This is a genomic window from Qipengyuania benthica, assembly GCF_030717865.1.
GTDB classification, from domain to species: Bacteria; Pseudomonadota; Alphaproteobacteria; order Sphingomonadales; family Sphingomonadaceae; genus Qipengyuania; species Qipengyuania benthica.
The window spans coordinates 346,550-368,048 of the sequence record NZ_JAVAIL010000001.1 but is presented as its reverse complement, the minus strand read 5'-3'; the positions used below and the strand labels follow the sequence as shown (position 1 = coordinate 368,048).

Here is a 21,499-nt window from a genome sequence, read left to right as displayed (position 1 = left end):
GAACGGCTTTATTGCGGAGGTGGCGGGTTCGGCTGGCGAGGCTGGCGCTGCTGCTGCTGCTCGGCACCCTCTCCGGTCGCACGGCGCAGGAAATCGTCGCTCGCCGCTGCCGGGGCATCGGGCGCGGGATCGCCGGGTAGCGGTTGCCCCACCGGGCGGCGCGGCGGCTGTCCGGGCAGGCGCGGTCGGTCGCCTTCACCGGGTCCGACACCCGCACCGCCACCGGGCTGGTCGGGATAGGGGAAGTAATCCTCGCCCTGGTCCTGCGGCCGCCCCGGCTCGATCAGATTGCCCTGCTCGTCGATGAAATAGTAGTCGTCGGGATCGCCGAACATCTGCTCGTCGTCGGGCTCCAGCTGCCATTCGGGCAATTGCAGATCGGTGTCGAATTCCTCGATCGGCCGGTTCCTGACGGCGTAGCGCATATAGGCGGCGAAGGCCTGCGCCGGGGCGCGCCCGCCCTGCAGGCTGGCTACCCGCGCATTGTCGTCGCGGCCCATCCATACGCCGGTAGTGATGCCGCTGGAAAAGCCGACGAAATAGCCGTCCTTGTTGGAATTGGTGGTCCCGGTCTTGCCCGCCACAGGACGGCCGATCTGCGCGGCGCGTCCGGTGCCGGTGTTGACCGCGGTCTGGAGCAGATCGGTGATCCCCGCAGCGACGTGATCGGGCACCAGCTGCACCTCGCGCGCGCGTTCGTGCTGATAGAGCAGCTCCCCGCTGGCGGTGGTCACCTTGAGGATGCCATAGGGCTCGACCGAGCTTCCGCCGGTCGCCACCGCGGCAAAGGCGCGGGTCATGTCGATCAGGCGGACTTCGGAGGAACCCAGCACCATCGAGGGATAGGTCGAGACCGGGGTGGTGATGCCGAAGCGCCGCGCCATGCTGGCCACCGTCCCGAAGCCGACCTCGTTGCCGAGCTGCGCAGCCACGGTGTTCTTCGAATAGGCGAAGGCGGTGCGCAGATCGATCGGCCCGGCATAGCTGCCGCCCGAATTGCGCGGGCTCCAGCCCTCGATCGTCACCGGCGCATCGACCACGCGGTCCTCCGGCGTGTAGCCCGCCTCGAGCGCGGCGAGATAGACGAACAGCTTCCACGAGGAGCCGGGCTGGCGCATTGCGTCGGTGGCGCGGTTGTAATTGGTCTGGACGTAATCGGTGCCCCCGATCAGCGCGAGGACCGCGCCATCGCGGTCGAGACTGACCAGCGCCCCCTGCGCCCCTTCGGGCGTGTTGGCCTTGATCGAGGCGGTGGCCGCGCGCTGCATCCCGGTGTCGAGCGTGGTCCACACCTCGATCGGTTCGAAGGTCTCGGGCAGCAGCAGGTCGAGCTGGGGCAGCGCCCAATCGGTGAAGTAGCGCACCGAATTCTGCCCGGTTTCCTCCTTGAGATTGACCGCAGAGACATCGACCGACGCCTCGCTGGCGCTGATCCGGCCCTGCTCGCGCATCAGCCGCAGCACCACGCTGGCACGGTCCACAGCGGCGTCGACATCGGCGGTCGGGGAATAGCGGCTGGGCGCCTTGACCAGCCCGGCGATGATCGCCGCTTCGGCGGTCGAAAGCCGGGTGGCGGGATGGCTGAAGAATTTGCGCGAGGCGGAATCCACGCCATAGGCACCGCCGCCGAAATAGACCTTGTTGAGATAGAGCTCGAGAATCTGCTCCTTGGTGAACTTGGTCTCCAGCGCCACCGCCAGCACCGCCTCGCGCAGCTTGCGATCGAGCGTGCGGTTGGAATTGAGGAAGACGTTGCGGGCAAGCTGCTGGGTTATGGTAGAGGTCGCCGCGACGCGGGTATCGTCGGTCACAGCGACATAGAGCGCACGGGCGAGACCGATCGGATCGATCCCGAAATGCGAGCGGAACCGGCGATCCTCGACCGCGATCATCGCATCCTTCATGACCTGCGGGATTTCTTCCGAGCTCAGCCACTGGCCATAGCTGGGGCCGAGTTCGACGATCTCGCTGCCGTCACGCGCGCGCACCACGATGGTCTGGCCGACCTGCGTCGCCTGGAGCTGGTAGAAGGAGGGGAGCGAGCGCGCGGCGAAGGCCACCGCCAGCCCGACGAACAGCGCCGCCAGCAGCGCCAGCGCCAGACCCCACAGGATCAGCCGGCGCAGCCAGAGCCGCCAGCCGCGCCGGGCCGGTTTGGCGTCCGCCGCCTTGCGACGCTCGCCGCGCCGGTTCGTGTCGTTCTGTCTGCGTCCCGCCAATTCACGTCACCCGATCAATGATCCGGGCGTTGCATAGGGCAGTTGTAACCATGCGTGAACGGGGAACCGCCCTGCCGTCCCCCGCCTCTCGCCCCGCCTCTCGCAGCTAGCCGCCGCGGGGCCTCAGGCAGCGCCGTCCTCGGGCTCGAAATCGAGCGCCGCGCTGTTGATGCAATAGCGCAAGCCATTCTCGCCCGGGCCGTCGGGGAAGACATGGCCCAGATGGCCTTCGCATTTGGAACAGACCACCTCGGTGCGGACCATTCCCATGCTGACGTCGCGGTTCTGCTCGACGACGTCGTCCTCCGCCGGAGCGGTGAAGCTGGGCCAGCCCGAGCCGCTGTCGTATTTGTCCGCGCTGTCGAACAGGCGCTGGCCGCAGGCGGCGCACAGATATTCGCCCGTCTGCTTGTTCTTGTCGTATTTACCGGTGAAGGCGCGTTCGGTCCCGCCTTCGCGCAGCACGTGATATTGTTCGGGGGTCAGCTTCTCGCGCCACTGGGCGTCGGCCATTTCGAGCTTGTCGGTCATCGTGATCTCCTTCCCTCACGATATGGTGGGGAAGGCCGCAAGTTCCACTCAAACATCGACCAGCGCGTAATGTGCCGGGGGGTGGATGCCTTCCATCTTCTCGTTGAGCAGCGGGCGAAAGCTCGGACGGCTCTTGACCACCGCGTACCAGCCGCGCGTCTGCTCGTGGCCCGACCAGTCGATTCCGCCGAGATAATCCGCCACCGACAGCTGCGCCGCGGCGGCAAGATCGGCGAGGCTCATCGTCGAACCCGCGATCCAGCTGCGCGTGTCGACCAGCCAGTCGATATAGTCGAGATGCGCATGGGCGAGCTTCATCGCCTCGCGCAGCACGCGCCCGTCGGGCGGCTGGCGCAGCACCAGCCGCTTGCGGACCTTCTCGTGGAACAGCGGCGCGACCACGTCGCCGAAGAAATTCTCGTCCATCAACGCGATCAACCGGCGGATTTCCGCGCGGTAGATCGCGGTCCCGCCGAGCAAAGGGCTACGCTCGACGGTCTCGTCGAGATATTCGCAGATCGCCTGGCTGTCGCTGAGCGCGAGATCGCGCGCCGGATCGTGAAGCACGGGCACGCGCCCCGCGGCGTTGAGCGCGATAAGCTCGTCGCTGGCCTCCCAGGGAGGCTGGCGGACGAGCTCGTAGGCGACGCTCTTCTCGCCGAGCACGAGGCGAACCTTGCGGCTGAAGGGACACAGAGGGAATTGGTGCAATTGCCACATGGTGGGAAGCGTCCATGGCGCATGGAGCAGGCGAATGCCAGCCTTCCCGGCACGGGTTTGCGCAGCGGATCAGCGCGTTGCGGGTTTGCCCTCGGGCGGCAGCGCGGTTTCCAGCTGGTCGGCCATGTCGCGCAAGACCGGGACCAGCGCGGCGAGGCTGCCCGAAAGACCCGCCAGGCGGTCCATCGTCTGCGGCAGCCGGTTCTCGATGGTTCGCGCGAGATCGTCGCTGCGCGGCGCCAACCGGCGCAGGGTCAGATCGGGATCGACTCGGCGGACAGGTTCGCCCACCTTCTCGCCGGCCGTCTCGCCGACCGCCTCGGCGAGCGGCTCGACAAGGGGGGCGAGCGGGAGGTCGAGCACGATTTCGGTGAGCGTGGCCAGAGTTGCGGCCAGCTCCGCCTGACGCGCGGGATCGGACAGGCTCTTCGCCATACGATCCAGCGTCTCGGATCTTGCGGCCGGTGCGGGGTCGCTATCCTGCGCCAGCGCCGGCGCGGCGAGGCAGGCGAGCGGCAGGGTGGCTGCGAGAATGATGCGGCGCATACGAATCGGTACCTTTCAACAGAAGCCCGCCGCGCTCTGGCAGCCCAGCGCTGAACCGGCGCTGACGCCCGTGGCGCCCCGGCGCGCTACAGGCCCGAGCTCTCGAGCAGCAGCAGGCAGGCGGGCATGGTCCGCTCCAGCGCGCCCTCCTCCTGCGCCAGCCGGCCCGCTTCGGCCGACAGCAGCCGGGCGACGCCGTCGCGGTCGAGACCGGTCTCGTCGATCAGCCGCGCGGCGGTCCGTACGAAGAATTCGCGCCCGCGTTTGCCCAGCGCAGGGTAGGTCAGGGCCCCGGCATCGCCCGCCGCCTGTCCTCGCGCGATCAGCGCGAAGGCCGCGGCGCAGCGCAGCCCCGACTGTTGCTCGAGCGAGAGCGCGGGAGCTGGCGCAGAAGTCGATGGCGAGGGTGCCGAAGCCCCTGCGGTCTGCATGGCGAGCAGAAGCGTTGCGGAAAGAATGGCTGTCATCCGACCCGTGTTAGGCGCCGCAGCCTGAACCGCAAGCTACCGGCTTGCGAGCTCGGGCCCCCTCGCCTAGGCCTCGGCGCGACCGAACCGCTGGAGACCCCGCCCCATGAAGACCCGCGCCGCCGTCGCTTTCGAAGCCAAGCAGCCGCTCGAAGTAGTCGAACTCGACCTCGAAGGACCCAAGGCGGGAGAGGTGTTGGTCGAAATCAAGGCCAGCGGGATCTGCCACACCGATGCCTACACGCTCGACGGGCTCGATTCCGAAGGCCTGTTCCCCTCGATCCTGGGTCACGAAGGCGCCGGGATCGTGCGCGAAGTCGGCCCCGGCGTGACCAGCGTCAAGGAAGGCGATCACGTCATCCCGCTCTACACGCCCGAATGCCGCCAGTGCAAAATGTGCCTCTCGGGCAAGACCAATCTGTGCAGCGCGATCCGCGAGACGCAAGGCAAGGGGCTGATGCCCGACGGAACCAGCCGCTTTTCCTACAAAGGGCGCACCATCTACCATTACATGGGGTGCTCGACCTTCTCGAACTTCACCGTGCTGCCGGAAATCGCGGTCGCCAAGATCCGCGAGGACGCGCCATTCCATACCAGCTGCTATATCGGCTGCGGGGTCACCACCGGGGTCGGCGCGGTGGTCAACACCGCCGATGTCCGTCCAGGCGACAATGTCGTGGTGTTCGGACTGGGCGGGATCGGGCTCAACGTCATCCAGGGCGCGCGGATGGCGGGCGCCGACCGGATCGTCGGGGTCGACATCAACCCCGACAAGAAGCCCTATGGCGAGCATTTCGGGATGACCGATTTCGTCAATCCCAGGGAAGTGGAGGATGTCGTCGCGCATCTGGTCGCCATGCTCGATGGCGGCGCGGACTACAGCTTCGACTGCACCGGCAACACCACTGTCATGCGGCAGGCGCTCGAATGCTGCCACAAGGGCTGGGGCACCAGCATCGTGATCGGCGTGGCGGAAGCGGGCAAGACCATCGAGACCCGCCCGTTCCAGCTCGTCACCGGGCGCAATTGGCGCGGCACCGCCTTCGGCGGCGCCAAGGGCCGCACCGATGTGCCCAAGATCGTCGACTGGTACATGGACGGCAAGATCCAGATCGATCCGATGATCACCCATGTCCTCAAGCTCGACGAGATCAACAAGGGCTTCGACCTCATGCATGCGGGCGAGAGCATCCGCAGCGTGGTGGTCTACGACTGAGCGAGACTACGCTCACAAAACGACACGCAAATAACGACAAGGAGGAGAATGCCATGTTCAGCCACGTGATGCTCGGCGCCGACGATATCGACGCCTCGAAGAAATTCTATGACGCCTGTTTCGCCGCATTGGGCGGCCCCGAGGGGCGGGTCGATCCCAAGGGCCGCGTGCTCTATATGCACAAGGGCGGGATCTTCCTTATTTCCGAGCCGATCGACGGCGGCAGGGCCTGCGGCGCCAATGGCGGCACCATCGGCTTTGCTGTCGACAGCCCCGAACAGGGCGACGCCTGGCACAAGGCGGGCCTGGAGAACGGCGGCACCGCGATCGAGGATCCGCCCGGCATCCGCGAGAGCGAGATCGGCAATATGTATCTGGCCTATCTGCGCGATCCGGCGGGCAACAAGGTCTGCGTCCTGAAGCGCATGGGCTGATGACTTCGACATCCGATCATCGCCCGTTCGAGACGGTCTCGGAAGCCAAGGCGTTCGGCGGGGTGCAGGGAGTCTACTCCCATGCCTCCGCCGAAACCGGCACCGAGATGACCTTTGCGGTCTATCTTCCTCCGCAGGCCGAGAGCCTCGCGGCGGGAGAGACGCTGCCGGTGCTGTATTATCTCTCGGGGCTGACCTGCACCCACGCCAATGTCACCGAGAAGGGCGAATACCGCGCCGCCTGTGCAGAGCATGGCATAATCTTCGTCGCCCCTGACACTTCGCCGCGCGGCGAGGACGTGCCCGATGCCGATGGCGAGTATGACTTCGGGCTGGGCGCGGGATTCTATGTCGATGCGACGCAGGCGCCCTATGCAGAGCATTACCGGATGCGCAGCTATGTCGAGCGCGAACTGCCCGCGCTGATCGAGGCGAACTTCCCGGTCGATCCCGCGCGCCAGGCGATCATGGGCCATTCGATGGGCGGCCACGGCGCGCTCACCGTCGGCTTGCGCAATCCCGACCGCTTCCGCTCGATCAGCGCCTTTGCGCCGATCGTTGCGCCCAGCCTCGTCCCTTGGGGCGAGAAGGCGCTGGGCAGATATCTCGGCGAGGATCGCCAGAGTTGGCGCGAATACGATGCGGTCGCGCTGATCGAGGACGGCGCGCGCGCCGATTGTGTGCTGGTCGATCAGGGGATGGCCGACCATTTCCTCGTCGAACAGCTCCAGACCCACCGGCTTGCCGAAGCCTGCAAGGCGGCGGGAATGGACGCGATGATCCGGCTGCAGGAGGGCTACGACCACTCCTATTTCTTCATCTCGACCTTCATGGCCGAGCACGTCCGCTGGCATGCGGAGCGGCTCAAGGCCTGACCTCCTCAGCTGGCTTGGGGGCTCATTCGAAGGCGCAGCGCGCCGCTGACGCGCTCACCACCGCCATCGCCTCGGGGTCGTTCCAGTCGCGGACATGGCCAACCAGTCGCGGGATGGTGAGCCGGCTGTCCTTGTCGCGCACCGCATCGGCGAAGCGCGAGATCCGGCGGATCTGCTGGATCGACAGCTCCTCGGCCCAGATGTCCGCCATGCAGGTGGCGATACCCAGCGGCACCCCCGCCTCGGCGAGCCCGGCCTCCACCCGCTGCTCGGCAACGGTCGCGCAGCCCGCCAGCGGGAGCAGCGCACATGAGGCGGCAAGAGCGAAAGTTCTGGAGTGCATCATGGTCCCTTTGCTGCTGCCGACCGCCATCGAACGCTGCGCTGGCTGACTGGCTTCTCCGCAGCCGCTCGATAATGCCCGAAAGGTCGACGACGAAGTGATGCTTGCGCAGCCGGTTAATTGCAACCGGCTGCAAGCATCATTGCATTTCGCTTGCATTCCTCGCCCCCTGGTTCAAGTCCCGTTTTTTGAGGCCAACAAGGGGATGGACCAAGTGAACGCATTGCTCAAACTGGCGGCGCCTGCCGCATTGCTATTTGTCGGTTCGGCCGCCCTGTCGGCGGGCAAGCAGGATTTCGATCTGGTCAATGCGACCGGCTATACGATCTCCGAAGTCTATGTCGCCCCTTCTTCCAGCAACGAGTGGGAAGAGGACGTAATGGGCCGCGACATCCTCGAGAACGGCGAAACCGTGACGATCGAGTTCGCCCCGCGGCAGAAGGCCTGCAATTACGACATCAAGGTCGTCTGGGACGACGGCGACGAGGCTTTCTGGCAGGGCTTCGACCTCTGCACCGTCTCGCAAGTCACGCTGCACTGGGACAATGGCCGCGCCTGGGCGGAATACGAATAACGGGGTGCCAGCGGGATCCTTGCGGACTCCCGCTGGCGAACCCTCAGACCAGTCTCCGCCCGCCGACCCAGGTCAGGCGGCTGCGGCATCCGACCTTGCGGCCCGCGCGGGTGAATGGGCCGCGGGAATCCCCCGCCCGCTGACAGGCGCGGCGCTTTCGAACCGCGTCGCGCCACCTCTTCCCTCCGCCCCCGCACCCTGGTTGCCGACCTGGAACGCCTGGGTGAGCTCGGCCAATGTGCCGACCTCTTGAGTGAGGTTGCGCGCCGCGGCCGATGTTTGCTCCACCATCGCAGCATTCTGCTGCGTGGAACGGTCCATGGTGCCGACGCTGATCGTGATCTCGCCGATCGCGAGCGCCTGCGCATCGTTGTCTTGGGCCATGCTGCCGAGCAGGGCGTGGACCTGATCCACGTCCTGCGAGATCTCTGACAGCGCCCCATCGACCCGTTGAACCATCCCCACGGCTGCCTCGATATCGGTCTGCGTGGCGGTGAGCTGATCGCGAGCGCGGCCTGCTTCTTCCTCTGCACGCATCGCCAAAGCCGAAACCAGGTCCGCGACGACGGCAAAGCCGCGGCCCGCTTCGCCCGCACGGCCGGCTTCCACGGCAGCGTTCATGGCCAGAACGCGCGTCTGGAACGCGATCTTGTCGAGTCCTTCGATCACACTGTCGATGCCCTTTGCCGAATCCGCCACGCGGGTCATCGCCTGCACTGCCTCGTCGGCGATTCCGCGACCGCTCGAGACGGTCGCGATCGCCTGGTCGGCTCGCACCACGGTGGACCGCGAAGCTTCGGCACTGGTCCTGATGCGATCGTCCATCTGGGTGATTGCGGCGGAGGTTTGTTCCAGGCTGGCCGCATTGCCCTCGGTGCGACGCGCCAGGTCCTCCGAAGCCTGCGCGATCTCATGCACGCCGCCGTCGATCTTTTGGGCGCCGTCGGCCACCGCAGCGATCATCTCCCCGACCTTCGCCAGCGCGCCATTGTAGCTGTCTTCCAGCGCGGCGAAGCTCTCCGGCATACCGGAGAGGCGGCGGGTAAGGTCGCCCTCCGCCAGCGAGGCCAGCGCCTCGTCGAGGTGAGCGACCGCAGCATCGCGCGAGGCCTGTGCTTCCTCGAAATAGACCGAGAGCGACAATTCCATGTCCAGCAGCGCCGCCTTGACCAGAGCGATGGTGGCATCATGGGTGGCGCCGGGGTTCCACAACCCAACCAATCGTTTCCAGAAGGGCGTCCGCCGGGCGACGCCTGCGACGAGTTCCTCCACCACCAATGCATAGCTGCCTACGTACCAGCGCGGCTCCAGACCGATGCGGGCGTGCGTTGCGCCGATCCGGTGAGTGCTTTCCAAATAGGTGGCGCCGTATTCGCCCTCGACCACGCGCTTCCAATGCTTCTCCTGCGCGGCCTTGGCCTTGGCCATATGCGCCGGACTGTCGAAGAAGCTTGCCGTGTCTGGAGTACGCTGAGCTCGCGAATAGAAGCGATCGAGGGCCTTGCCGATGATCGCGCGCACAGCCGGGCGGGTCGTGCGCAACGCCTCGCGCTGGGCGGTACCGAACTCCATGAATTCCAAACGCGAACGGATTGCGTCAGACAAAAGCGACTCCTGATGAAAGCGGCGGAGCACCATTCGTGCATCACGCTACTATTCTAGAGTCATGATGCCCGATGCGGCGCATTCTCCGGCAATTCTCATGCGCATTTCTGCGCTCTCGCTTGCGTCACGACGTCCCGCGGCGCGGAGCTCTGCTACGCTGGTGCCCCGGATCCGCCGCTCACCTCGAAGACCGCGAATTCGGCTCGCCAGTTGGCACCGCCCGGGCCCAGTTCGCGGGCGTCGGTGAAGAACCAGCGGCGTTCGATCGCGAGGCCGAGTTCTCGCGCCAACGCCTCGAAATCATGCACCGTCACATGATGGATATTCTGCGTCGCATACCAGCTTACCGGCAGGTGGCGGGTCACTGGCATCCGGCCATAGCGCAGCAGCGCCCAGCGCATCCGCCAATAGGCGAAATTGGGAAAGCTGACGAAGGCGCGTCGCCCGGCGCGAACCAGCTCTGACAGCATCAGATCGGGCCGCTCGGCGGTCTGCAGCGTCTGGCTGAGCACGGCATAATCGAAGCCGTGATCGGGATAATCGACCAGATCGCGGTCGGCATCGCCCTGGACCACGCTGAGCCCGCGTGCGACGCAGGTCTCGACCAGCGCGCCGTCGATCTCGATCCCGCGAACGTCGCAGCCCCTGCCCAGCAGCGCCGCCATCAGCGCGCCGTCGCCGCAGCCGACATCGAGCACGCGGGTGCCAGGCTCGATATGCGCGGCGATGACCGCGAGGTCGGGGCGCAGATGGGAGGATACGGAGGCGCTCATTCGAGGAAGCCCTTCACCACCCGGTCGAGCGCAGGGACATCGAGCAGAAAGCTGTCGTGGCCGAAGGGGGCGGAGAGTTCGACGAAGCTCACCGGCGCCCCCGCGGCGTTGAGCGCGTGGACGACATGGCGGCTCTCGGCGGTGGGATAGAGCCAGTCGCTGTCGAAGCTGACGAGGCAAAAGCGCGCTTGCGACCCGGCGAAAGCCTCGGCGAGCTTGCCGCCATGCTCCTCGGCGAGATCGAAATAGTCCATCGCCCGGGTGATGTAGAGATAGCTGTTGGCATCGAAGCGCTTGGTAAAGCCGCTGCCCTGATAGCGCAGATAGCTTTCGACCTGGAAATCGGCGTCGAAACCGAAGGTCTTCTCGGTCCGGTCCTGCAGGCGGCGTCCGAATTTCTCGGTCAGCCCGTCTTCGGACAGATAGGTGATATGCGCCGCCATCCGCGCGACCGCGAGCCCGGCGCCGGGGCGCTCTTCATGGGCGTAGTAATCGCCCTTGCACCAATACGGGTCGGCCATGATCGCCTGTCGCCCCACTTCGTGGAAGGCGATGTTCTGCGCCGAATGCCGCGCGGTGGTGGCGATGGCGAGCACACGTCCGGCGCGCTCGGGCCAGTTGGCCGCAAGGCTGAGCGCCTGCATCCCGCCCATGGATCCGCCGACCACCGCATGCAGCCGCTCGATCCCCAACTCGTCGAGCAGCCCGACCAGCCCGCGCACCATGTCGCGAATGGTGATCACCGGAAAGCGCATGGCATAGGGCTCGCCGTCGGGCGCGAGGCTGGCGGGCCCGGTCGAGCCCATGCAGCTGCCGATCACATTGGCGCAGACGACGCGATAGCGGTCTGTGTCGATCGGTCGGCCCGGCCCCACCATCCGTTCCCACCAGCCCGGCTTGCCGGTGACCGGATGGGCGCTGGCGACGAACTGGTCGCCGGTCAGCGCGTGGCACAGCAGGATGGCGTTGGAACGATCGGGCGCGAGCGCGCCATAGGTCTCGTAGGCGACGGTGACATCCGTCAGCACGCCGCCGCCATCGAGAGCGAGCGGCGCCTGCAGGGTCGAGGAGCGATAGGTTTCGGTCACCGGTCTCCCTTATCGCCCGGAGTCGCGCTTGTCGAAGGCCGCGATTTGCGTAAAGGCTCCCCGCGATGACGAGCGAAACCGGACCCACCGCAAAACCCTGGATCGAAGCGATCCACGCCTATGTCCCCGGTCGGGCGACCGGCGCGGATGGGCGGAAGTTGATCAAACTTTCGGCCAATGAGAACCCGCTCGGCTGCAGCCCGGCGGCGGCCGAAGCACTGGCCGGGGTGAGCACCGGAGCGCGCTACCCCGATCCCGATGCGACCCAATTGCGCGCCGCCATCGGGGAGCTGCACGGGATCGATCCGGCGCGGATCGTCTGCGGCACCGGCTCGGACGAGCTGCTCAATCTCGCTGCGCAGGGCTATGCCGGTCCGGGCGACGAAGTGCTGTTCCCGCGCTACAGCTTCGCGGTATACGATATCGCGGCGCGGCGCTGCGGCGCCGTCCCCGTCGAAGCGCCCGATCGCGACTATGGCGCGGATGTCGATGCGATGCTGGCGGCGGTGACGCCCAGCACTCGCGTGGTGTTCGTGGCCAATCCCAACAATCCCACCGGGACATTTCTGCCAGTCGACGAGGTGGCCCGCCTCCATGCCGGCCTGCCGCGCGATGTGTTGTTCGTGCTCGATCAGGCCTATGGCGAATATCTGCAGCCCGGCGAGGACGATGGCGGGCTCGCGCTGGCCGCGCGGCACGACAATGTGCTGGTCACGCGGACGTTTTCCAAGATCTACGGCCTCGCGGGCGAGCGGATCGGCTGGGCGACCGGGGCTACTGCGCTGATCGCCACGCTCAACCGCATTCGCGGGCCGTTCAACGTGACGGTGAGCGGACAGGTGGCGGCGCGCGCCGCTCTCGCCGACCAGGACTTTGTCGAGCGCTCGCGCCGGCACAATGCCGAAGGGCTGGCGCGCTTTGCCGAAGCCGTCGAAACGCTCGGCAATCGGGGTCTGCATGCGGTGCCGAGCAAGGCCAATTTCCTGCTGGTGCTGTTCGAGGGTGCGCTGAGCGCGGAGCGTGCGCTGGCGGCGCTGGCCGAGGCGGGCTACGCGGTGCGCCACCTGCCCGGCCAGCGACTGCCCCACGCCCTGCGGATCACCATCGGCAGCACCGAAGACATGGACGAGATCGCCGCGGTGCTGCGCCGCGAGGCTGAAGCCGCGGTCTAGGGCTCACGAATTGAGCGTGTTGATCGCGTCGAGCACGCGCGCCTCGACCTCCTGCCGATCGAGTCCGGGCGGGATCGGTTCGCCGAAACGATAGGTGATCCGCCCTCGTTTCTTCAGGCCGCGATGATACAGCGGCCCGCTATCCACCGCGACCGGAATGACGGGCAGGCCGAGCGCCTTGTAGAGACCCGCGAAGCCCGCCTGCAGCCGCCGCCGCTCGCCATGCGGGACGCGCGTTCCTTCGGGAAAGATCACGAGCGGACGCCCGCTCGCCGCCATTCGCCGCGCTTCGCGGATCATTCCGATCAGGGCCTTGGCCCCCGCCGCGCGCGCCACCGGGATGAGGCCGTAGGCGCGCCCCGCTGTGCCCCAGCCGACGATCTTGAACAGCTCCTGCTTGGCGAACACGGCCGGCAGCGGAAACAGTTCAGGCGTGTCGATCGCCTCGAAGAAGCTCTCGTGCTTGACCGCGTAGAGCACCGGCTCGGTAGGTGGCTCTCCTTCTACGATCACTTCGCAGCCCAGCAGGTAAACCACGCACCAGCGATGCCATGCACTCCAGGCATGGACCAGCTTGCGGAACAGCGCATGGCTGAACGGCAGCGCCAGCAGCGTGCCGGTCGTCACCACCAGCGAACCGAGATAGAAGGCCAGATAGAAGGCGATGTTGCGGATGAGCAGCATGGTCGGGCGCCTCAGGCGGGCATGCCCTGCGAGACCGACGAGGCGAGCAGCTTGTTGTATTCGAGGAACAATTGCTGGAGATCCGGGCTGGAAGGCACCGCGTCTTCGTAGATCACAACAGTATCCGGGATCGCCCCGCGGATTTCTCCCGCAGCGCGGCGCATGTGCCAGTCGGTGGTGACGAGGCGGAGATCCTCGATCTCGTTCTCGCTCACCCATTGCGCGACCTCGCCCGCGTTGGAACGGGTATCCACGGCCAGAAAGCCAAGCGTAACGCAGCAATCCATTTCGCGCCCCGCAACTCCGAACTGGGCGGCGAATTCCTGCGGTTTGACTTCCGGATCGACGCCCGAAACGAACATCCGGCCCGCCTTGCCTTCGCGCACGATCTCGAGTCCGCGCGCAATCCGGCCCGACCCGCCGGTTGGCACGACCACTGCATCGGTCTCCACATCGCCCAGCGGCTGCGGCAGCGTCACCGCGAAACCGAGAAAGCCCAGCGCGTAGGCGAGCAGGAGAAAGGCGGCAAAGCGCAGGATCACGACATTTTCCTCAACGAGGCCAATACCGTCATCCGCGCAGTGAGCAAGGCGATTGCGACTGCGGCGAAGGGAACCAGCGCCATCAGCAGCCAGTCGATGGCGTCCAGCCCGCCACCCTGCACCAGCCCCGCGTCGAGCGCGGCGAATTGTGCCCCGAGGATCGTCAGCGCGACCGCGCCAAGGATCAGCCCAACGAGCCCGCCCAGCGCGGCGTCGATCAGCACCGAGCGCTGGAATATCCGCGCGATCTGGCCGTCGGTGCCGCCGAGCAGATGGACTACCTCGATGGTCGAGCGGTTGGCGTTAAGCGCATTGCGCGCCGCCAGCCAGACCGCTGCGGCGCTGGTGAAGGCGAGCAGCGCGATCAATCCGAGCGCCAACCACCGCAGCGCGGCGATGGCATCGAACACCGGCCCGAGCCAGTCGGATTGGGCGTCGACCCGCGCATCGGGTGCAACCTCGGCGAGCGCACTTCGCAAGCTATCGAGCGCCTCGTCGTGCACTTCGCCCTCGAGCCGGACGTCGATCAGCGCCGGCAACGGCACGACCTCGCTACGCACTCCGCCACCGAGCCAGGGTTCGATCAGCGCCTCCAGCTCCGCCTGCGGCACGAGGCGCTGATCGCCGACACCGGGCAGATCGCGCAGCACCGCCATCGTGCGCTCCGCCTGCGCGGCGCGCAGGACCGGATCGGCTTCGACGATCTGGACCGTCACACCCCCTGCCAGATCGGCGCGGGCGCGATCGACCAGATTGGTCAGCGCGAGCACACCCCCCGTTGCCAGCACCGTCAGCGCCACCATGATCGCGATCACCCACGGCATCGGTCCGCCCAGCCGCGCGCGCGGTAGCAGATGCGAGGCGCGCCTGCCCCTGAGCGGCGCGAGCCCGCGTTCAACCGCGCGCGCCATTACCGGGGGCTTGCTCATCGCGCAGCATCCCCTGGCGAACCGGGTTTGGGGGCCGGCATCGGGTTGCGCGGCGGATAGCGCAGCGCCCCGGTGGGATCGGAGAGCTGCCCCTTGTCGAGCCGCATGATCAGCGAATCGGGCACCTTGCGCAACAGGTGGACGTCGTGGGTCGCCACCACCACCGTGGTCCCCAGCCGATTGAGCGCCTCGAACAGGCGGATCAGCTTGAGCGCCATCTCGGGATCGACATTCCCGGTCGGTTCGTCGGCGACCAACAGATCGGGGCGGGCAATCACAGCGCGAGCGATCGCGACGCGCTGCTGCTCGCCGCCCGACAGCGTCGCCGGACGCGCATCGGAGCGGTTCGCCAGCCCGACCCAGTCGAGCATATCGGAGACCGGCTTGTGCACATCCACCTCGCGCACGCCGGAGACGCGCAAGGGCAGCGCGATATTGTCGAAGGCGGAGAGATGCTCGACCAGACGGAAATCCTGGAACACGACTCCCAGCCGTCGCCGGAACGAAGGCAGCTGCTCGCGCGGCTCGGTGATGACGTCGCGGCCGAACATCCGGATCGCGCCACGCGAGGGGCGCTGCGCGAGATAGAGCAGGCGCAGCAGCGAGGTCTTGCCCGCCCCGCTCGCCCCGGTGAGAAAATAGAACCGCCCGGGATAAAGGCTGAACGCGATGTTGCTCAGCACCTCCTTTTCGGTGCCGTAGCGCAGGCCCACATTGTCGAACCGGACGATTTCCTCTTCGGATCTGCTCACGCGCCCGGCCCAGCGGAAAGGCGTCTCAACGCCGCGATATTGCCGGAAATCCCCATCTTCCCTCGGATATAGCCGCGCAGCGGTGTGGAAAAAAGCCCAACGGGCCGATTGCCGACAGATGTCGCACTTGTTGCGATTCGGGCAGCGGACTAAGACCGGATGAGATGATCATCGCTTGTCCCGCCTGTTCCACCCGCTACGTCGTGCCCGACAGCGCGATCGGCGTGGATGGCCGGACGGTGCGTTGCGCCAAGTGCAAGCACAGCTGGTACCAGGACGGGCCACCGCTCGATCGACGGGCTGAAGCCCCCGAGGCGCCGAGCCCGCCACCTGCCCCACCGCCCGCTCCCGCGCCTGCCGCAACCAAGGCCCGCCCGCCTTCCAGCGAAGAAGAGCCGGTCGCCTCGGCGGCAGCTTCGCCAAGACAGGGCACACCCCCGCGCGCGGCACCCGCCGCGCGGCCCCGGGTGTACGATGATCTGCAGGGCACGAGCGATCGCGATGACGAGCTCGCCGGCGGTCCCAGCTTCGACGAGGGAGATCCGCCCTATGACGATCTGCGTGCGGCGCGGCGCTCCAGCCCGACCTTCGACGAGGGTGTTTCGCAATTCGATTCCGAACCGCCGTTCAAACCGCGCCGCAATTATGTGAAGCTGTGGACCTGGGCTGCAGGCATCTTCGCGGCGCTGGCGCTGGGGTCAGCGGCCGCGGTCGCCTATTTCGGGCCGCCCGACTGGTTGCCCGTCAACAAACCGCTTTACGGCGTGGGCGAACCCGATCTGCGGATCGAATTCCCGCAAGAGGAGCAGGAGCGCCGCACGCTCGCAAACGGCACCGAATATTTCGGCGCCCGGATCATCGTGACCAACACCGCGCGCGAAACGCGGTCGGTTCCGCCGCTGCTGATCGTCCTGCGCGATGCGCGCGACCGGATCGTCTACAGCTGGGAAATCACTCCGCCTCAGGATAGCCTGGCACCCGGCGAATCGATGACCATCAACGAGGCAACCACCGACGTACCCAAGCTTGCGGAATACGCATACATCGGCTGGGCTCCGCGCTAGGCTCGGAAGCCTGCGCTTCGGGACCGAGATAGGAAGCGCGAACCTGTGCGGCAAAACGCTTGCGGCCCCGCAAACCCCCTGCTAGGGGCGCGCTCCTACCGACGCGGGGGCGGCAATACGCCCCTTCGATCATGTGCGGTCGTGGCGGAACTGGTAGACGCGCAACGTTGAGGTCGTTGTGGCCGCAAGGCCGTGGAAGTTCGAGTCTTCTCGACCGCACCAAACAGCTCGGCTGTGTTACCCCCCATCGGGGATCCACCGAGCGACCGGCACCCGCAGCGGTGCCGCTTGAGCGGGTAGAGGTCTAGCCACGCGACATGGACTTCGACGATCTCCTCCATCGGTATTTCGGCTCCTCCGCAATCGCGGAAATTCAACCAGGCGGGCTGATGGCTGGCATCGATCGGATGCTGGTCGATTTCGGGCTGGAACAGGATCGCGGCAAGCGTTTCGCGCTGTGGTCGCTGCTCCATCTATTGGGTGCCGCGCCCGATCTCGAAGCAGCTTTCGAGAGCCCGGCCGACCGCGAAGCGGCGCGCGATCTGATCGACATGCTCGCGGCGACCGAACAGGGCGATGGCTAAGCCGATGCACCTCTCGGGCTTCGACATCGATGGTTTTCTGAGCGATATCTGGCAGCAGCGCCCGCTGCTGATCCGGAATCCGTGGAATCATTGGGGCAATCCGCTCCGGCCCGACGATCTGGCGGGGCTCGCCTGCGAACCCGAAGTCGAATCGCGACTTGTGGTGAAAAGCGGCGATAGCTGGAAACTCGAAAACGGTCCGCTGCCCGCCGAGCGCTTCGGCCAGCTGGGCGGCGATCCGTGGACGCTGCTGGTGCAGGCAGTGGATCACCACGTACCCGAAGTCGCCGCGCTGCTCGAATGCTTCCGCTTCATCCCCAACTGGCGGGTGGACGATGTTATGGTGAGCTACGCCGAGGACGGCGGCGGCGTGGGGCCGCACTTCGACAATTACGATGTCTTCCTTGTGCAGGGGCTGGGGCGGCGGCGCTGGCAGATCGGCGCCCGCTGCGATGCCGCGACCGAACTCCTGCCGCACCCCGACCTTCGTCTGCTCACACAATTCGAGGCGCTCGAGGAGTGGGTGCTCGAACCCGGCGACATGCTCTACGTCCCGCCCGGGATCGCGCATGACGGGGTGGCGGTCGGCGACGATTGCATGACCTATTCGATCGGCTTTCGCGCGCCGTCGCGCGGCGAGCTGATCGCGGGCTGGGCGCAGAGCCTGCTGGCCGAAATGGGCGAGCAGGGCGAGGACGACCGCTACCGCGATCCCGACCTCGGGCTTCAGGACAATCCCGGCGAGATCACCCCCGACGCGATCGCCGATCTGCACGCCATGGTGGCAGAGAAGCTAAGCGACCGCGCGGGTTTCGCCCGGTGGTTCGGTCGCTACGCCACCGCACCCAAGAACCCCGAGATCGACTGGCAGCCCGAACAGCCGGTCGATCGCGATGAAATCGAGCGCATGCTCGCCGAGGGCATTCCGCTGCTGCGCAACCCGGCGACCCGCTTTGCCTTCGTTCGCGAGCGACCGGGCGCGCTGATGCTCTACGTTGATGGCGAAGGTTTCGAGTGCCACGGCGACGCCGCCCAGTTTGGCGAACAGCTGTGTGCGAAGGATCGCCTGTCGGTCGAACCGGAGCTGGCCAACGCCGACGCGGTCATCGACCTGCTCGCCGACCTGGCGGACCAGGGCAGCGTGGCGTTCGACACCAACGGCTGACTGCACCGTTCAGACCGTCACCTCGCGCCACTCACCGGGAGCGAGACCCGCCAGCGTCCACTCCCCGACCGCCCAGCGCACCAGCCGCAGCGTCGGGTGCCCCACCGCTGCGGTCATCCGTCGAACCTGGCGATTGCGGCCTTCACGCAAGGTCACCTCGATCCAGCTATCGGGCACGCTCTTCCTCACCCGGATCGGCGGATCGCGCGGCCATAGCTCGGGCGGATCGATCCGTTCGACCCGGGCCGGCCGTGTCATTCCATCCTTGAGACGCACCCCGCCTCGCAGCGCCTCGATCGGTGCTTCGTCCGGTTCTCCCTCGACCTGCACCCAATAGGTTTTGGCGAGCTTGTAGCGCGGGTCGGCGATCCGTGCCTGCAACCGGCCATCGTCACATAGCAGCAACAGGCCCTCGCTGTCGCGGTCCAGCCGCCCAGCGGGATAGACACCCGGCATGGCGATAAAGTCCGACAGCGTCTGCCGCGCCGTCTCCGCGCCGCGGTCGGTAAATTGCGACAGCACCTCGAAGGGCTTGTTGAACAGAACCAACCGCACCATGCCCTGACCCCTTCTCCACTGCGAACGCGGGGAGCAACGGCGTTCCCACTCTGCGCGGCAGGGCGCAAGGTGTCATGGCACGAAGCCGGATGCAGATCCGCCGGAAATTTACAATCCAGCCGCCTCAATGCGGTCTAAACCTGCCGTCGACTCGTCGTTGCTATTTGGGCCGCCCTCCAGGCAGCGCCTGCAGTTTGGGGGCAAGAGCGGAACCGATGAACCAGTTTGTCGCACGGGGGGATCTAAAGGTGGGTCGTGCGCGTCTCGGCGACGGCGGGCTCTACTCGATGGAGTTGTATGACCAGGCTGCCTCGCTGGTCCCGATGGGCGCCTGGTCGTGCGAACTCGCGAGCGACCGGCTGTCCTGGACCGATGGCATGTTCGACATCTTCGGACTGTCTATCGGCCACCCCCCCGAACGCCGCGCCATTCTCGAACTTTACGACGAAGAATCGCGCGAATTGCTCGAACGCAAGCGCAGCAAGGCGATCGAGACCTGTTCGGGGTTCACGATGGATGCCGGAATCATTCGCCCCGATGGCGACAAGCGCTGGATTCGGATTACTGCCGCCACCCGCGGATCGAGCGGGCGCGCTCACACGCTATACGGCATGAAGCAGGACATCACCGAAGACCGCGCGCGCTGGGAGGCGCTCCGTGCGCAGGCGGAATGCGATCCGCTGACCGGCATCGCCAATCGGGTGGGATTCCAGCGCTTTCTTGATGGCGTCGACGGGCAGGCGGCAGGCGATCGCTGCGGCGCTCTGATCCTGTTCGACATGGACAATTTCAAGCGGCTCAACGACCGCTGGGGCCATGCAGCGGGCGATGCCTGTCTGGCCGCCTTCGGCGAACGCCTGCGCCGGGCCTTCCCTCAGGCGCGGCTGGTCTCGCGAATCGGCGGCGACGAATTCGCGGTGCTGCTACCCGATGCCGGGTCGCACGGCGAAGCCGAGGATGCGGTGCATTCGTTGATGGGCGCTCTCTTGCGACCGGTCGCCTGGAACGGGGACTTTCTGCCGCTCGACGTGTCGGTCGGCATCGCGGTGACCGCGCCCGGTGCGCCGTGCGATCCGCAGCGCTTATACGGATCGGCGGATGAAGCGCTCTACAACGCCAAGGCGACGGGTTCGACCGCGCTTGCCCGCGCACGGCGGATCGGCAGGAGGCCGACGCTCCGGTCCCTGCACGGATAGCCGAACTCCGCAGACCAGCGGGTCGCCGGACCCGCAATTTAATGCTATTGCGAGCTATTCTCATTGACGCGATAGACGCGCCCATCTAGCTGCCGCCTGTGAGCCGCAGCACCATCCGCACCTGGTATCTGATCCACAAATGGAGCAGCCTGATCTGCACGGCGTTCTTGCTGATGCTGTGCGCAACCGGTCTGCCGCTGATCTTCCACGACGAGATCGATGCCGCGATGGGCGGCGATGCCGAAAGCCCGCTGGTGGGAGCGCCCTCGGCCGAAGACGGGCTCCCGCTCGACAGAATGCTCGCCACCGCGCTGGCCGAGCGCCCCGGCGAAGTGCCGCTGTTCATGGCCTTCAGCCAGGACAGCCCGCTGCTGACGGTCACCACCGGCCCCGCTCCCGATGCGCCGGGTTCGGAGATGACGTTGCTGTTCTTCGACCGGGCGACCGGGGCGTCGCTTGGCCCCGCGCCGGGCAACGCGCTGATGGATTTCCTGCTCCAGCTCCACACCGACATGTTTCTGGGCCAGCCGGGCATGTGGCTGCTGGGCGCGATGGGGCTGCTGTTCGTGCTCGCGCTGGTCTCGGGCACCGTGCTCTACGCCCCCTTCATGCGACGGCTCTCGTTCGGCACGGTGCGCAAGGCGCGCAGCGAACGGGTCAAGCGGCTCGACCAGCACAATCTCTTCGGCGTCGTCGCGTTCGCCTGGATGGCCGTGATCGGGCTGACCGGGGCGATCAACGCCTTCGCCGATCCGCTGATCGAGGGCTGGCGCGATGGCGAGGTCGCGGCGATGACCGCCGCCTATGCCGATGAGGCACCGCTCCCGCCCGAACGCTACGGTTCGCTCGACGCTGCGATGACCTCGGCGCAGGCGGCGCTGCCCGGGCGAAGCCCGCAATTCATCGGCTTTCCCGGCGGCGACTGGTCCTCGGGTCACCACTTCGCGATCTTTTTTCAGGGCGACCGCCCGGTGACCCAGCACCTGCTGACCCCGGCGCTGGTCGATGCCGCCAGCGGCGAGCTGACCGATGCGCGCAGCATGCCCGCGCTCAACCAGGCGCTGATGATATCGAAGCCGCTGCATTTCGGCGATTACGGCGGGCTGCCGCTCAAGCTGGTGTGGACGCTGCTGACGCTGGCGACGATCTGGGTGCTGTGGACCGGGCTGATGCTGTGGTTCCGGCGCAGCCCGCGTTCCATAGAGCAGCGGATCGAGGAAATCCGCAGCGGCGCACGTTCGGGGGTGCCCGCATGAGCCGCGTTTCGCGCCAGACGACGGCGCGCATCTTTCTCTGGCCCCTGGCGCTGGCGGTGGCGACGCTCGCCGGACTCGTGCTGGGCCTCACCGGCGACGGCTGGCGCGATATCGCTGCCTGGGTGCTGCTCGGCCTCACCCCGCTCGCTATTTTTCGCGCCATGCTGCGCCGCCAACCCGATTCCTCCTTTTCACGTCTTTAGAAA

General features: G+C 66.7%; 25 protein-coding genes and 1 tRNA gene. 12 read left to right on the top strand and 14 right to left on the bottom strand.

Annotated features, from left to right (window positions below; all coding sequences use genetic code 11):
* Nucleotides 1-8 precede the first annotated feature (8 nt).
* From Q9K01_RS01845 to Q9K01_RS01825, 5 genes are all read right to left on the bottom strand, one after another.
* Nucleotides 9-2,219: a transglycosylase domain-containing protein gene (locus Q9K01_RS01845; RefSeq protein ID WP_422785275.1), complete on the bottom strand. Its 2,211-nt coding sequence runs from the start codon at nucleotides 2,217-2,219 to the stop codon at nucleotides 9-11.
* Nucleotides 2,220-2,342: 123 nt separating this feature from the next.
* Entirely contained in the window at nucleotides 2,343-2,750 is a 408-nt protein-coding gene (msrB, locus tag Q9K01_RS01840; RefSeq protein ID WP_305928509.1) for a peptide-methionine (R)-S-oxide reductase MsrB, read from the bottom strand.
* A gap of 48 nt (nucleotides 2,751-2,798) precedes the next feature.
* The gene (locus Q9K01_RS01835; RefSeq protein WP_305928508.1) at nucleotides 2,799-3,470 is read right to left on the bottom strand and encodes a glutathione S-transferase family protein; all 672 of its coding nucleotides are present in this window, start codon (nucleotides 3,468-3,470) and stop codon (nucleotides 2,799-2,801) included.
* A 69-nt stretch (nucleotides 3,471-3,539) separates the two neighbouring features.
* Nucleotides 3,540-4,016 carry a hypothetical protein gene (locus Q9K01_RS01830; RefSeq protein ID WP_305928507.1) on the bottom strand — a complete coding sequence of 159 codons (477 nt, stop codon included), beginning with the start codon at nucleotides 4,014-4,016 and terminating at the stop codon, nucleotides 3,540-3,542.
* 86 nt (nucleotides 4,017-4,102) lie between these two features.
* Nucleotides 4,103-4,483, bottom strand: a complete 381-nt coding sequence (locus Q9K01_RS01825; protein WP_305928506.1) for a hypothetical protein — start codon at nucleotides 4,481-4,483, stop codon at nucleotides 4,103-4,105.
* Between the two features lie 106 nt (nucleotides 4,484-4,589).
* Here Q9K01_RS01825 and Q9K01_RS01820 point away from each other — a divergent pair, with 106 nt between their 5' ends.
* The 3 genes from Q9K01_RS01820 to fghA are packed head-to-tail and all read left to right on the top strand — an operon-like array spanning nucleotide 4,590 to nucleotide 7,008.
* On the top strand, nucleotides 4,590-5,699 hold the full coding sequence (locus Q9K01_RS01820; RefSeq protein WP_305928505.1) for an S-(hydroxymethyl)glutathione dehydrogenase/class III alcohol dehydrogenase: 1,110 nt from the start codon (nucleotides 4,590-4,592) through the stop codon (nucleotides 5,697-5,699).
* A gap of 53 nt (nucleotides 5,700-5,752) precedes the next feature.
* Complete coding sequence (locus tag Q9K01_RS01815) at nucleotides 5,753-6,133, top strand: VOC family protein (RefSeq protein WP_305928504.1); 381 nt, start codon at nucleotides 5,753-5,755, stop codon at nucleotides 6,131-6,133.
* Nucleotides 6,133-7,008 carry an S-formylglutathione hydrolase gene (fghA, locus tag Q9K01_RS01810; protein ID WP_305928503.1) on the top strand — a complete coding sequence of 292 codons (876 nt, stop codon included), beginning with the start codon at nucleotides 6,133-6,135 and terminating at the stop codon, nucleotides 7,006-7,008. The genes Q9K01_RS01815 and fghA overlap by 1 nt, the downstream gene beginning before the upstream one ends.
* A gap of 22 nt (nucleotides 7,009-7,030) precedes the next feature.
* Here the strand turns inward: fghA and Q9K01_RS01805 are convergent, their stop codons facing one another.
* Entirely contained in the window at nucleotides 7,031-7,354 is a 324-nt protein-coding gene (locus Q9K01_RS01805) for a hypothetical protein (RefSeq protein ID WP_305928502.1), read from the bottom strand.
* A 211-nt stretch (nucleotides 7,355-7,565) separates the two neighbouring features.
* On the opposite strand from Q9K01_RS01805, the gene Q9K01_RS01800 reads away from it, so the two are divergent.
* Complete coding sequence (locus Q9K01_RS01800; protein WP_305928501.1) at nucleotides 7,566-7,925, top strand: argininosuccinate lyase; 360 nt, start codon at nucleotides 7,566-7,568, stop codon at nucleotides 7,923-7,925.
* Nucleotides 7,926-7,997: 72 nt separating this feature from the next.
* Here Q9K01_RS01800 and Q9K01_RS01795 read toward each other — a convergent pair whose 3' ends face one another.
* The 3 genes from Q9K01_RS01795 to metX all read right to left on the bottom strand — a co-directional run bounded on the left by Q9K01_RS01795 (nucleotide 7,998) and on the right by metX (nucleotide 11,391).
* Nucleotides 7,998-9,563, bottom strand: coding sequence for a globin-coupled sensor protein (locus tag Q9K01_RS01795; protein ID WP_305928500.1), 1,566 nt, complete (start codon nucleotides 9,561-9,563; stop codon nucleotides 7,998-8,000).
* A gap of 119 nt (nucleotides 9,564-9,682) precedes the next feature.
* Nucleotides 9,683-10,303 (bottom strand): methionine biosynthesis protein MetW, encoded by a 621-nt coding sequence (gene metW, locus Q9K01_RS01790; RefSeq protein WP_305928499.1) that lies wholly within the window; start codon nucleotides 10,301-10,303, stop codon nucleotides 9,683-9,685.
* Nucleotides 10,300-11,391 (bottom strand): homoserine O-acetyltransferase MetX, encoded by a 1,092-nt coding sequence (gene metX, locus Q9K01_RS01785; RefSeq protein WP_305928498.1) that lies wholly within the window; start codon nucleotides 11,389-11,391, stop codon nucleotides 10,300-10,302. Before metX ends, metW begins: the two co-directional genes overlap by 4 nt.
* 65 nt (nucleotides 11,392-11,456) lie before the next feature.
* Here metX and hisC point away from each other — a divergent pair, with 65 nt between their 5' ends.
* The gene (hisC, locus tag Q9K01_RS01780; protein WP_305928497.1) at nucleotides 11,457-12,563 is read left to right on the top strand and encodes a histidinol-phosphate transaminase; all 1,107 of its coding nucleotides are present in this window, start codon (nucleotides 11,457-11,459) and stop codon (nucleotides 12,561-12,563) included.
* Nucleotides 12,564-12,566: 3 nt separating this feature from the next.
* On the opposite strand, the gene Q9K01_RS01775 is transcribed toward hisC, so the two are convergent.
* Genes Q9K01_RS01775 through ftsE form a run of 4 tightly spaced genes read right to left on the bottom strand, consistent with a single transcriptional unit; the run spans nucleotide 12,567 to nucleotide 15,470 of the window.
* Nucleotides 12,567-13,247, bottom strand: a complete 681-nt coding sequence (locus tag Q9K01_RS01775) for a lysophospholipid acyltransferase family protein (RefSeq protein WP_305928496.1) — start codon at nucleotides 13,245-13,247, stop codon at nucleotides 12,567-12,569.
* Between the two features lie 11 nt (nucleotides 13,248-13,258).
* Complete coding sequence (locus Q9K01_RS01770) at nucleotides 13,259-13,789, bottom strand: YdcF family protein (protein ID WP_305928495.1); 531 nt, start codon at nucleotides 13,787-13,789, stop codon at nucleotides 13,259-13,261.
* Nucleotides 13,786-14,718 carry a cell division protein FtsX gene (locus Q9K01_RS01765; RefSeq protein WP_305928494.1) on the bottom strand — a complete coding sequence of 311 codons (933 nt, stop codon included), beginning with the start codon at nucleotides 14,716-14,718 and terminating at the stop codon, nucleotides 13,786-13,788. Before Q9K01_RS01765 ends, Q9K01_RS01770 begins: the two co-directional genes overlap by 4 nt.
* Nucleotides 14,715-15,470, bottom strand: a complete 756-nt coding sequence (ftsE, locus tag Q9K01_RS01760) for a cell division ATP-binding protein FtsE (protein ID WP_305928493.1) — start codon at nucleotides 15,468-15,470, stop codon at nucleotides 14,715-14,717. The genes Q9K01_RS01765 and ftsE overlap by 4 nt, the downstream gene beginning before the upstream one ends.
* 164 nt (nucleotides 15,471-15,634) lie before the next feature.
* Between ftsE and Q9K01_RS01755 the strand changes: the two genes are divergently transcribed.
* The 4 genes from Q9K01_RS01755 (at nucleotide 15,635) to Q9K01_RS01740 (ending at nucleotide 18,283) form a co-directional block, all read left to right on the top strand.
* On the top strand, nucleotides 15,635-16,534 hold the full coding sequence (locus Q9K01_RS01755; RefSeq protein WP_305928492.1) for an MJ0042-type zinc finger domain-containing protein: 900 nt from the start codon (nucleotides 15,635-15,637) through the stop codon (nucleotides 16,532-16,534).
* 135 nt (nucleotides 16,535-16,669) lie between these two features.
* A tRNA-Leu gene (locus Q9K01_RS01750) sits at nucleotides 16,670-16,756 on the top strand.
* Between the two features lie 95 nt (nucleotides 16,757-16,851).
* Entirely contained in the window at nucleotides 16,852-17,118 is a 267-nt protein-coding gene (locus Q9K01_RS01745; protein ID WP_305928491.1) for a hypothetical protein, read from the top strand.
* Between the two features lie 4 nt (nucleotides 17,119-17,122).
* Nucleotides 17,123-18,283, top strand: a complete 1,161-nt coding sequence (locus Q9K01_RS01740; protein WP_305929152.1) for a cupin domain-containing protein — start codon at nucleotides 17,123-17,125, stop codon at nucleotides 18,281-18,283.
* Between the two features lie 9 nt (nucleotides 18,284-18,292).
* On the opposite strand, the gene Q9K01_RS01735 is transcribed toward Q9K01_RS01740, so the two are convergent.
* Entirely contained in the window at nucleotides 18,293-18,841 is a 549-nt protein-coding gene (locus Q9K01_RS01735; protein WP_305928490.1) for a pseudouridine synthase, read from the bottom strand.
* Between the two features lie 248 nt (nucleotides 18,842-19,089).
* On the opposite strand from Q9K01_RS01735, the gene Q9K01_RS01730 reads away from it, so the two are divergent.
* The 3 genes from Q9K01_RS01730 (at nucleotide 19,090) to Q9K01_RS01720 (ending at nucleotide 21,496) form a co-directional block, all read left to right on the top strand.
* Nucleotides 19,090-20,037, top strand: coding sequence for a GGDEF domain-containing protein (locus Q9K01_RS01730; RefSeq protein WP_305928489.1), 948 nt, complete (start codon nucleotides 19,090-19,092; stop codon nucleotides 20,035-20,037).
* Nucleotides 20,038-20,135: 98 nt separating this feature from the next.
* The gene (locus Q9K01_RS01725) at nucleotides 20,136-21,293 is read left to right on the top strand and encodes a PepSY-associated TM helix domain-containing protein (protein WP_305928488.1); all 1,158 of its coding nucleotides are present in this window, start codon (nucleotides 20,136-20,138) and stop codon (nucleotides 21,291-21,293) included.
* Nucleotides 21,290-21,496, top strand: a complete 207-nt coding sequence (locus Q9K01_RS01720; RefSeq protein WP_305928487.1) for a hypothetical protein — start codon at nucleotides 21,290-21,292, stop codon at nucleotides 21,494-21,496. The genes Q9K01_RS01725 and Q9K01_RS01720 overlap by 4 nt, the downstream gene beginning before the upstream one ends.
* Nucleotides 21,497-21,499 lie beyond the last annotated feature (3 nt).

Coding starts and splice junctions, on each gene's coding strand:
- msrB (WP_305928509.1), bottom strand. CDS start 2,750: ATGACCGACAAGCTCGAAATGGCCGACGCCCAGTGGCGCGAGAAGCTG.
- Q9K01_RS01835 (WP_305928508.1), bottom strand. CDS start 3,470: ATGTGGCAATTGCACCAATTCCCTCTGTGTCCCTTCAGCCGCAAGGTT.
- Q9K01_RS01830 (WP_305928507.1), bottom strand. CDS start 4,016: ATGCGCCGCATCATTCTCGCAGCCACCCTGCCGCTCGCCTGCCTCGCC.
- Q9K01_RS01825 (WP_305928506.1), bottom strand. CDS start 4,483: ATGACAGCCATTCTTTCCGCAACGCTTCTGCTCGCCATGCAGACCGCA.
- Q9K01_RS01820 (WP_305928505.1), top strand. CDS start 4,590: ATGAAGACCCGCGCCGCCGTCGCTTTCGAAGCCAAGCAGCCGCTCGAA.
- Q9K01_RS01815 (WP_305928504.1), top strand. CDS start 5,753: ATGTTCAGCCACGTGATGCTCGGCGCCGACGATATCGACGCCTCGAAG.
- fghA (WP_305928503.1), top strand. CDS start 6,133: ATGACTTCGACATCCGATCATCGCCCGTTCGAGACGGTCTCGGAAGCC.
- Q9K01_RS01805 (WP_305928502.1), bottom strand. CDS start 7,354: ATGATGCACTCCAGAACTTTCGCTCTTGCCGCCTCATGTGCGCTGCTC.
- Q9K01_RS01795 (WP_305928500.1), bottom strand. CDS start 9,563: ATGGTGCTCCGCCGCTTTCATCAGGAGTCGCTTTTGTCTGACGCAATC.
- metW (WP_305928499.1), bottom strand. CDS start 10,303: ATGAGCGCCTCCGTATCCTCCCATCTGCGCCCCGACCTCGCGGTCATC.
- hisC (WP_305928497.1), top strand. CDS start 11,457: ATGACGAGCGAAACCGGACCCACCGCAAAACCCTGGATCGAAGCGATC.
- Q9K01_RS01775 (WP_305928496.1), bottom strand. CDS start 13,247: ATGCTGCTCATCCGCAACATCGCCTTCTATCTGGCCTTCTATCTCGGT.
- Q9K01_RS01765 (WP_305928494.1), bottom strand. CDS start 14,718: ATGAGCAAGCCCCCGGTAATGGCGCGCGCGGTTGAACGCGGGCTCGCG.
- Q9K01_RS01755 (WP_305928492.1), top strand. CDS start 15,635: ATGATCATCGCTTGTCCCGCCTGTTCCACCCGCTACGTCGTGCCCGAC.
- Q9K01_RS01745 (WP_305928491.1), top strand. CDS start 16,852: ATGGACTTCGACGATCTCCTCCATCGGTATTTCGGCTCCTCCGCAATC.
- Q9K01_RS01740 (WP_305929152.1), top strand. CDS start 17,123: ATGCACCTCTCGGGCTTCGACATCGATGGTTTTCTGAGCGATATCTGG.
- Q9K01_RS01735 (WP_305928490.1), bottom strand. CDS start 18,841: ATGGTGCGGTTGGTTCTGTTCAACAAGCCCTTCGAGGTGCTGTCGCAA.
- Q9K01_RS01720 (WP_305928487.1), top strand. CDS start 21,290: ATGAGCCGCGTTTCGCGCCAGACGACGGCGCGCATCTTTCTCTGGCCC.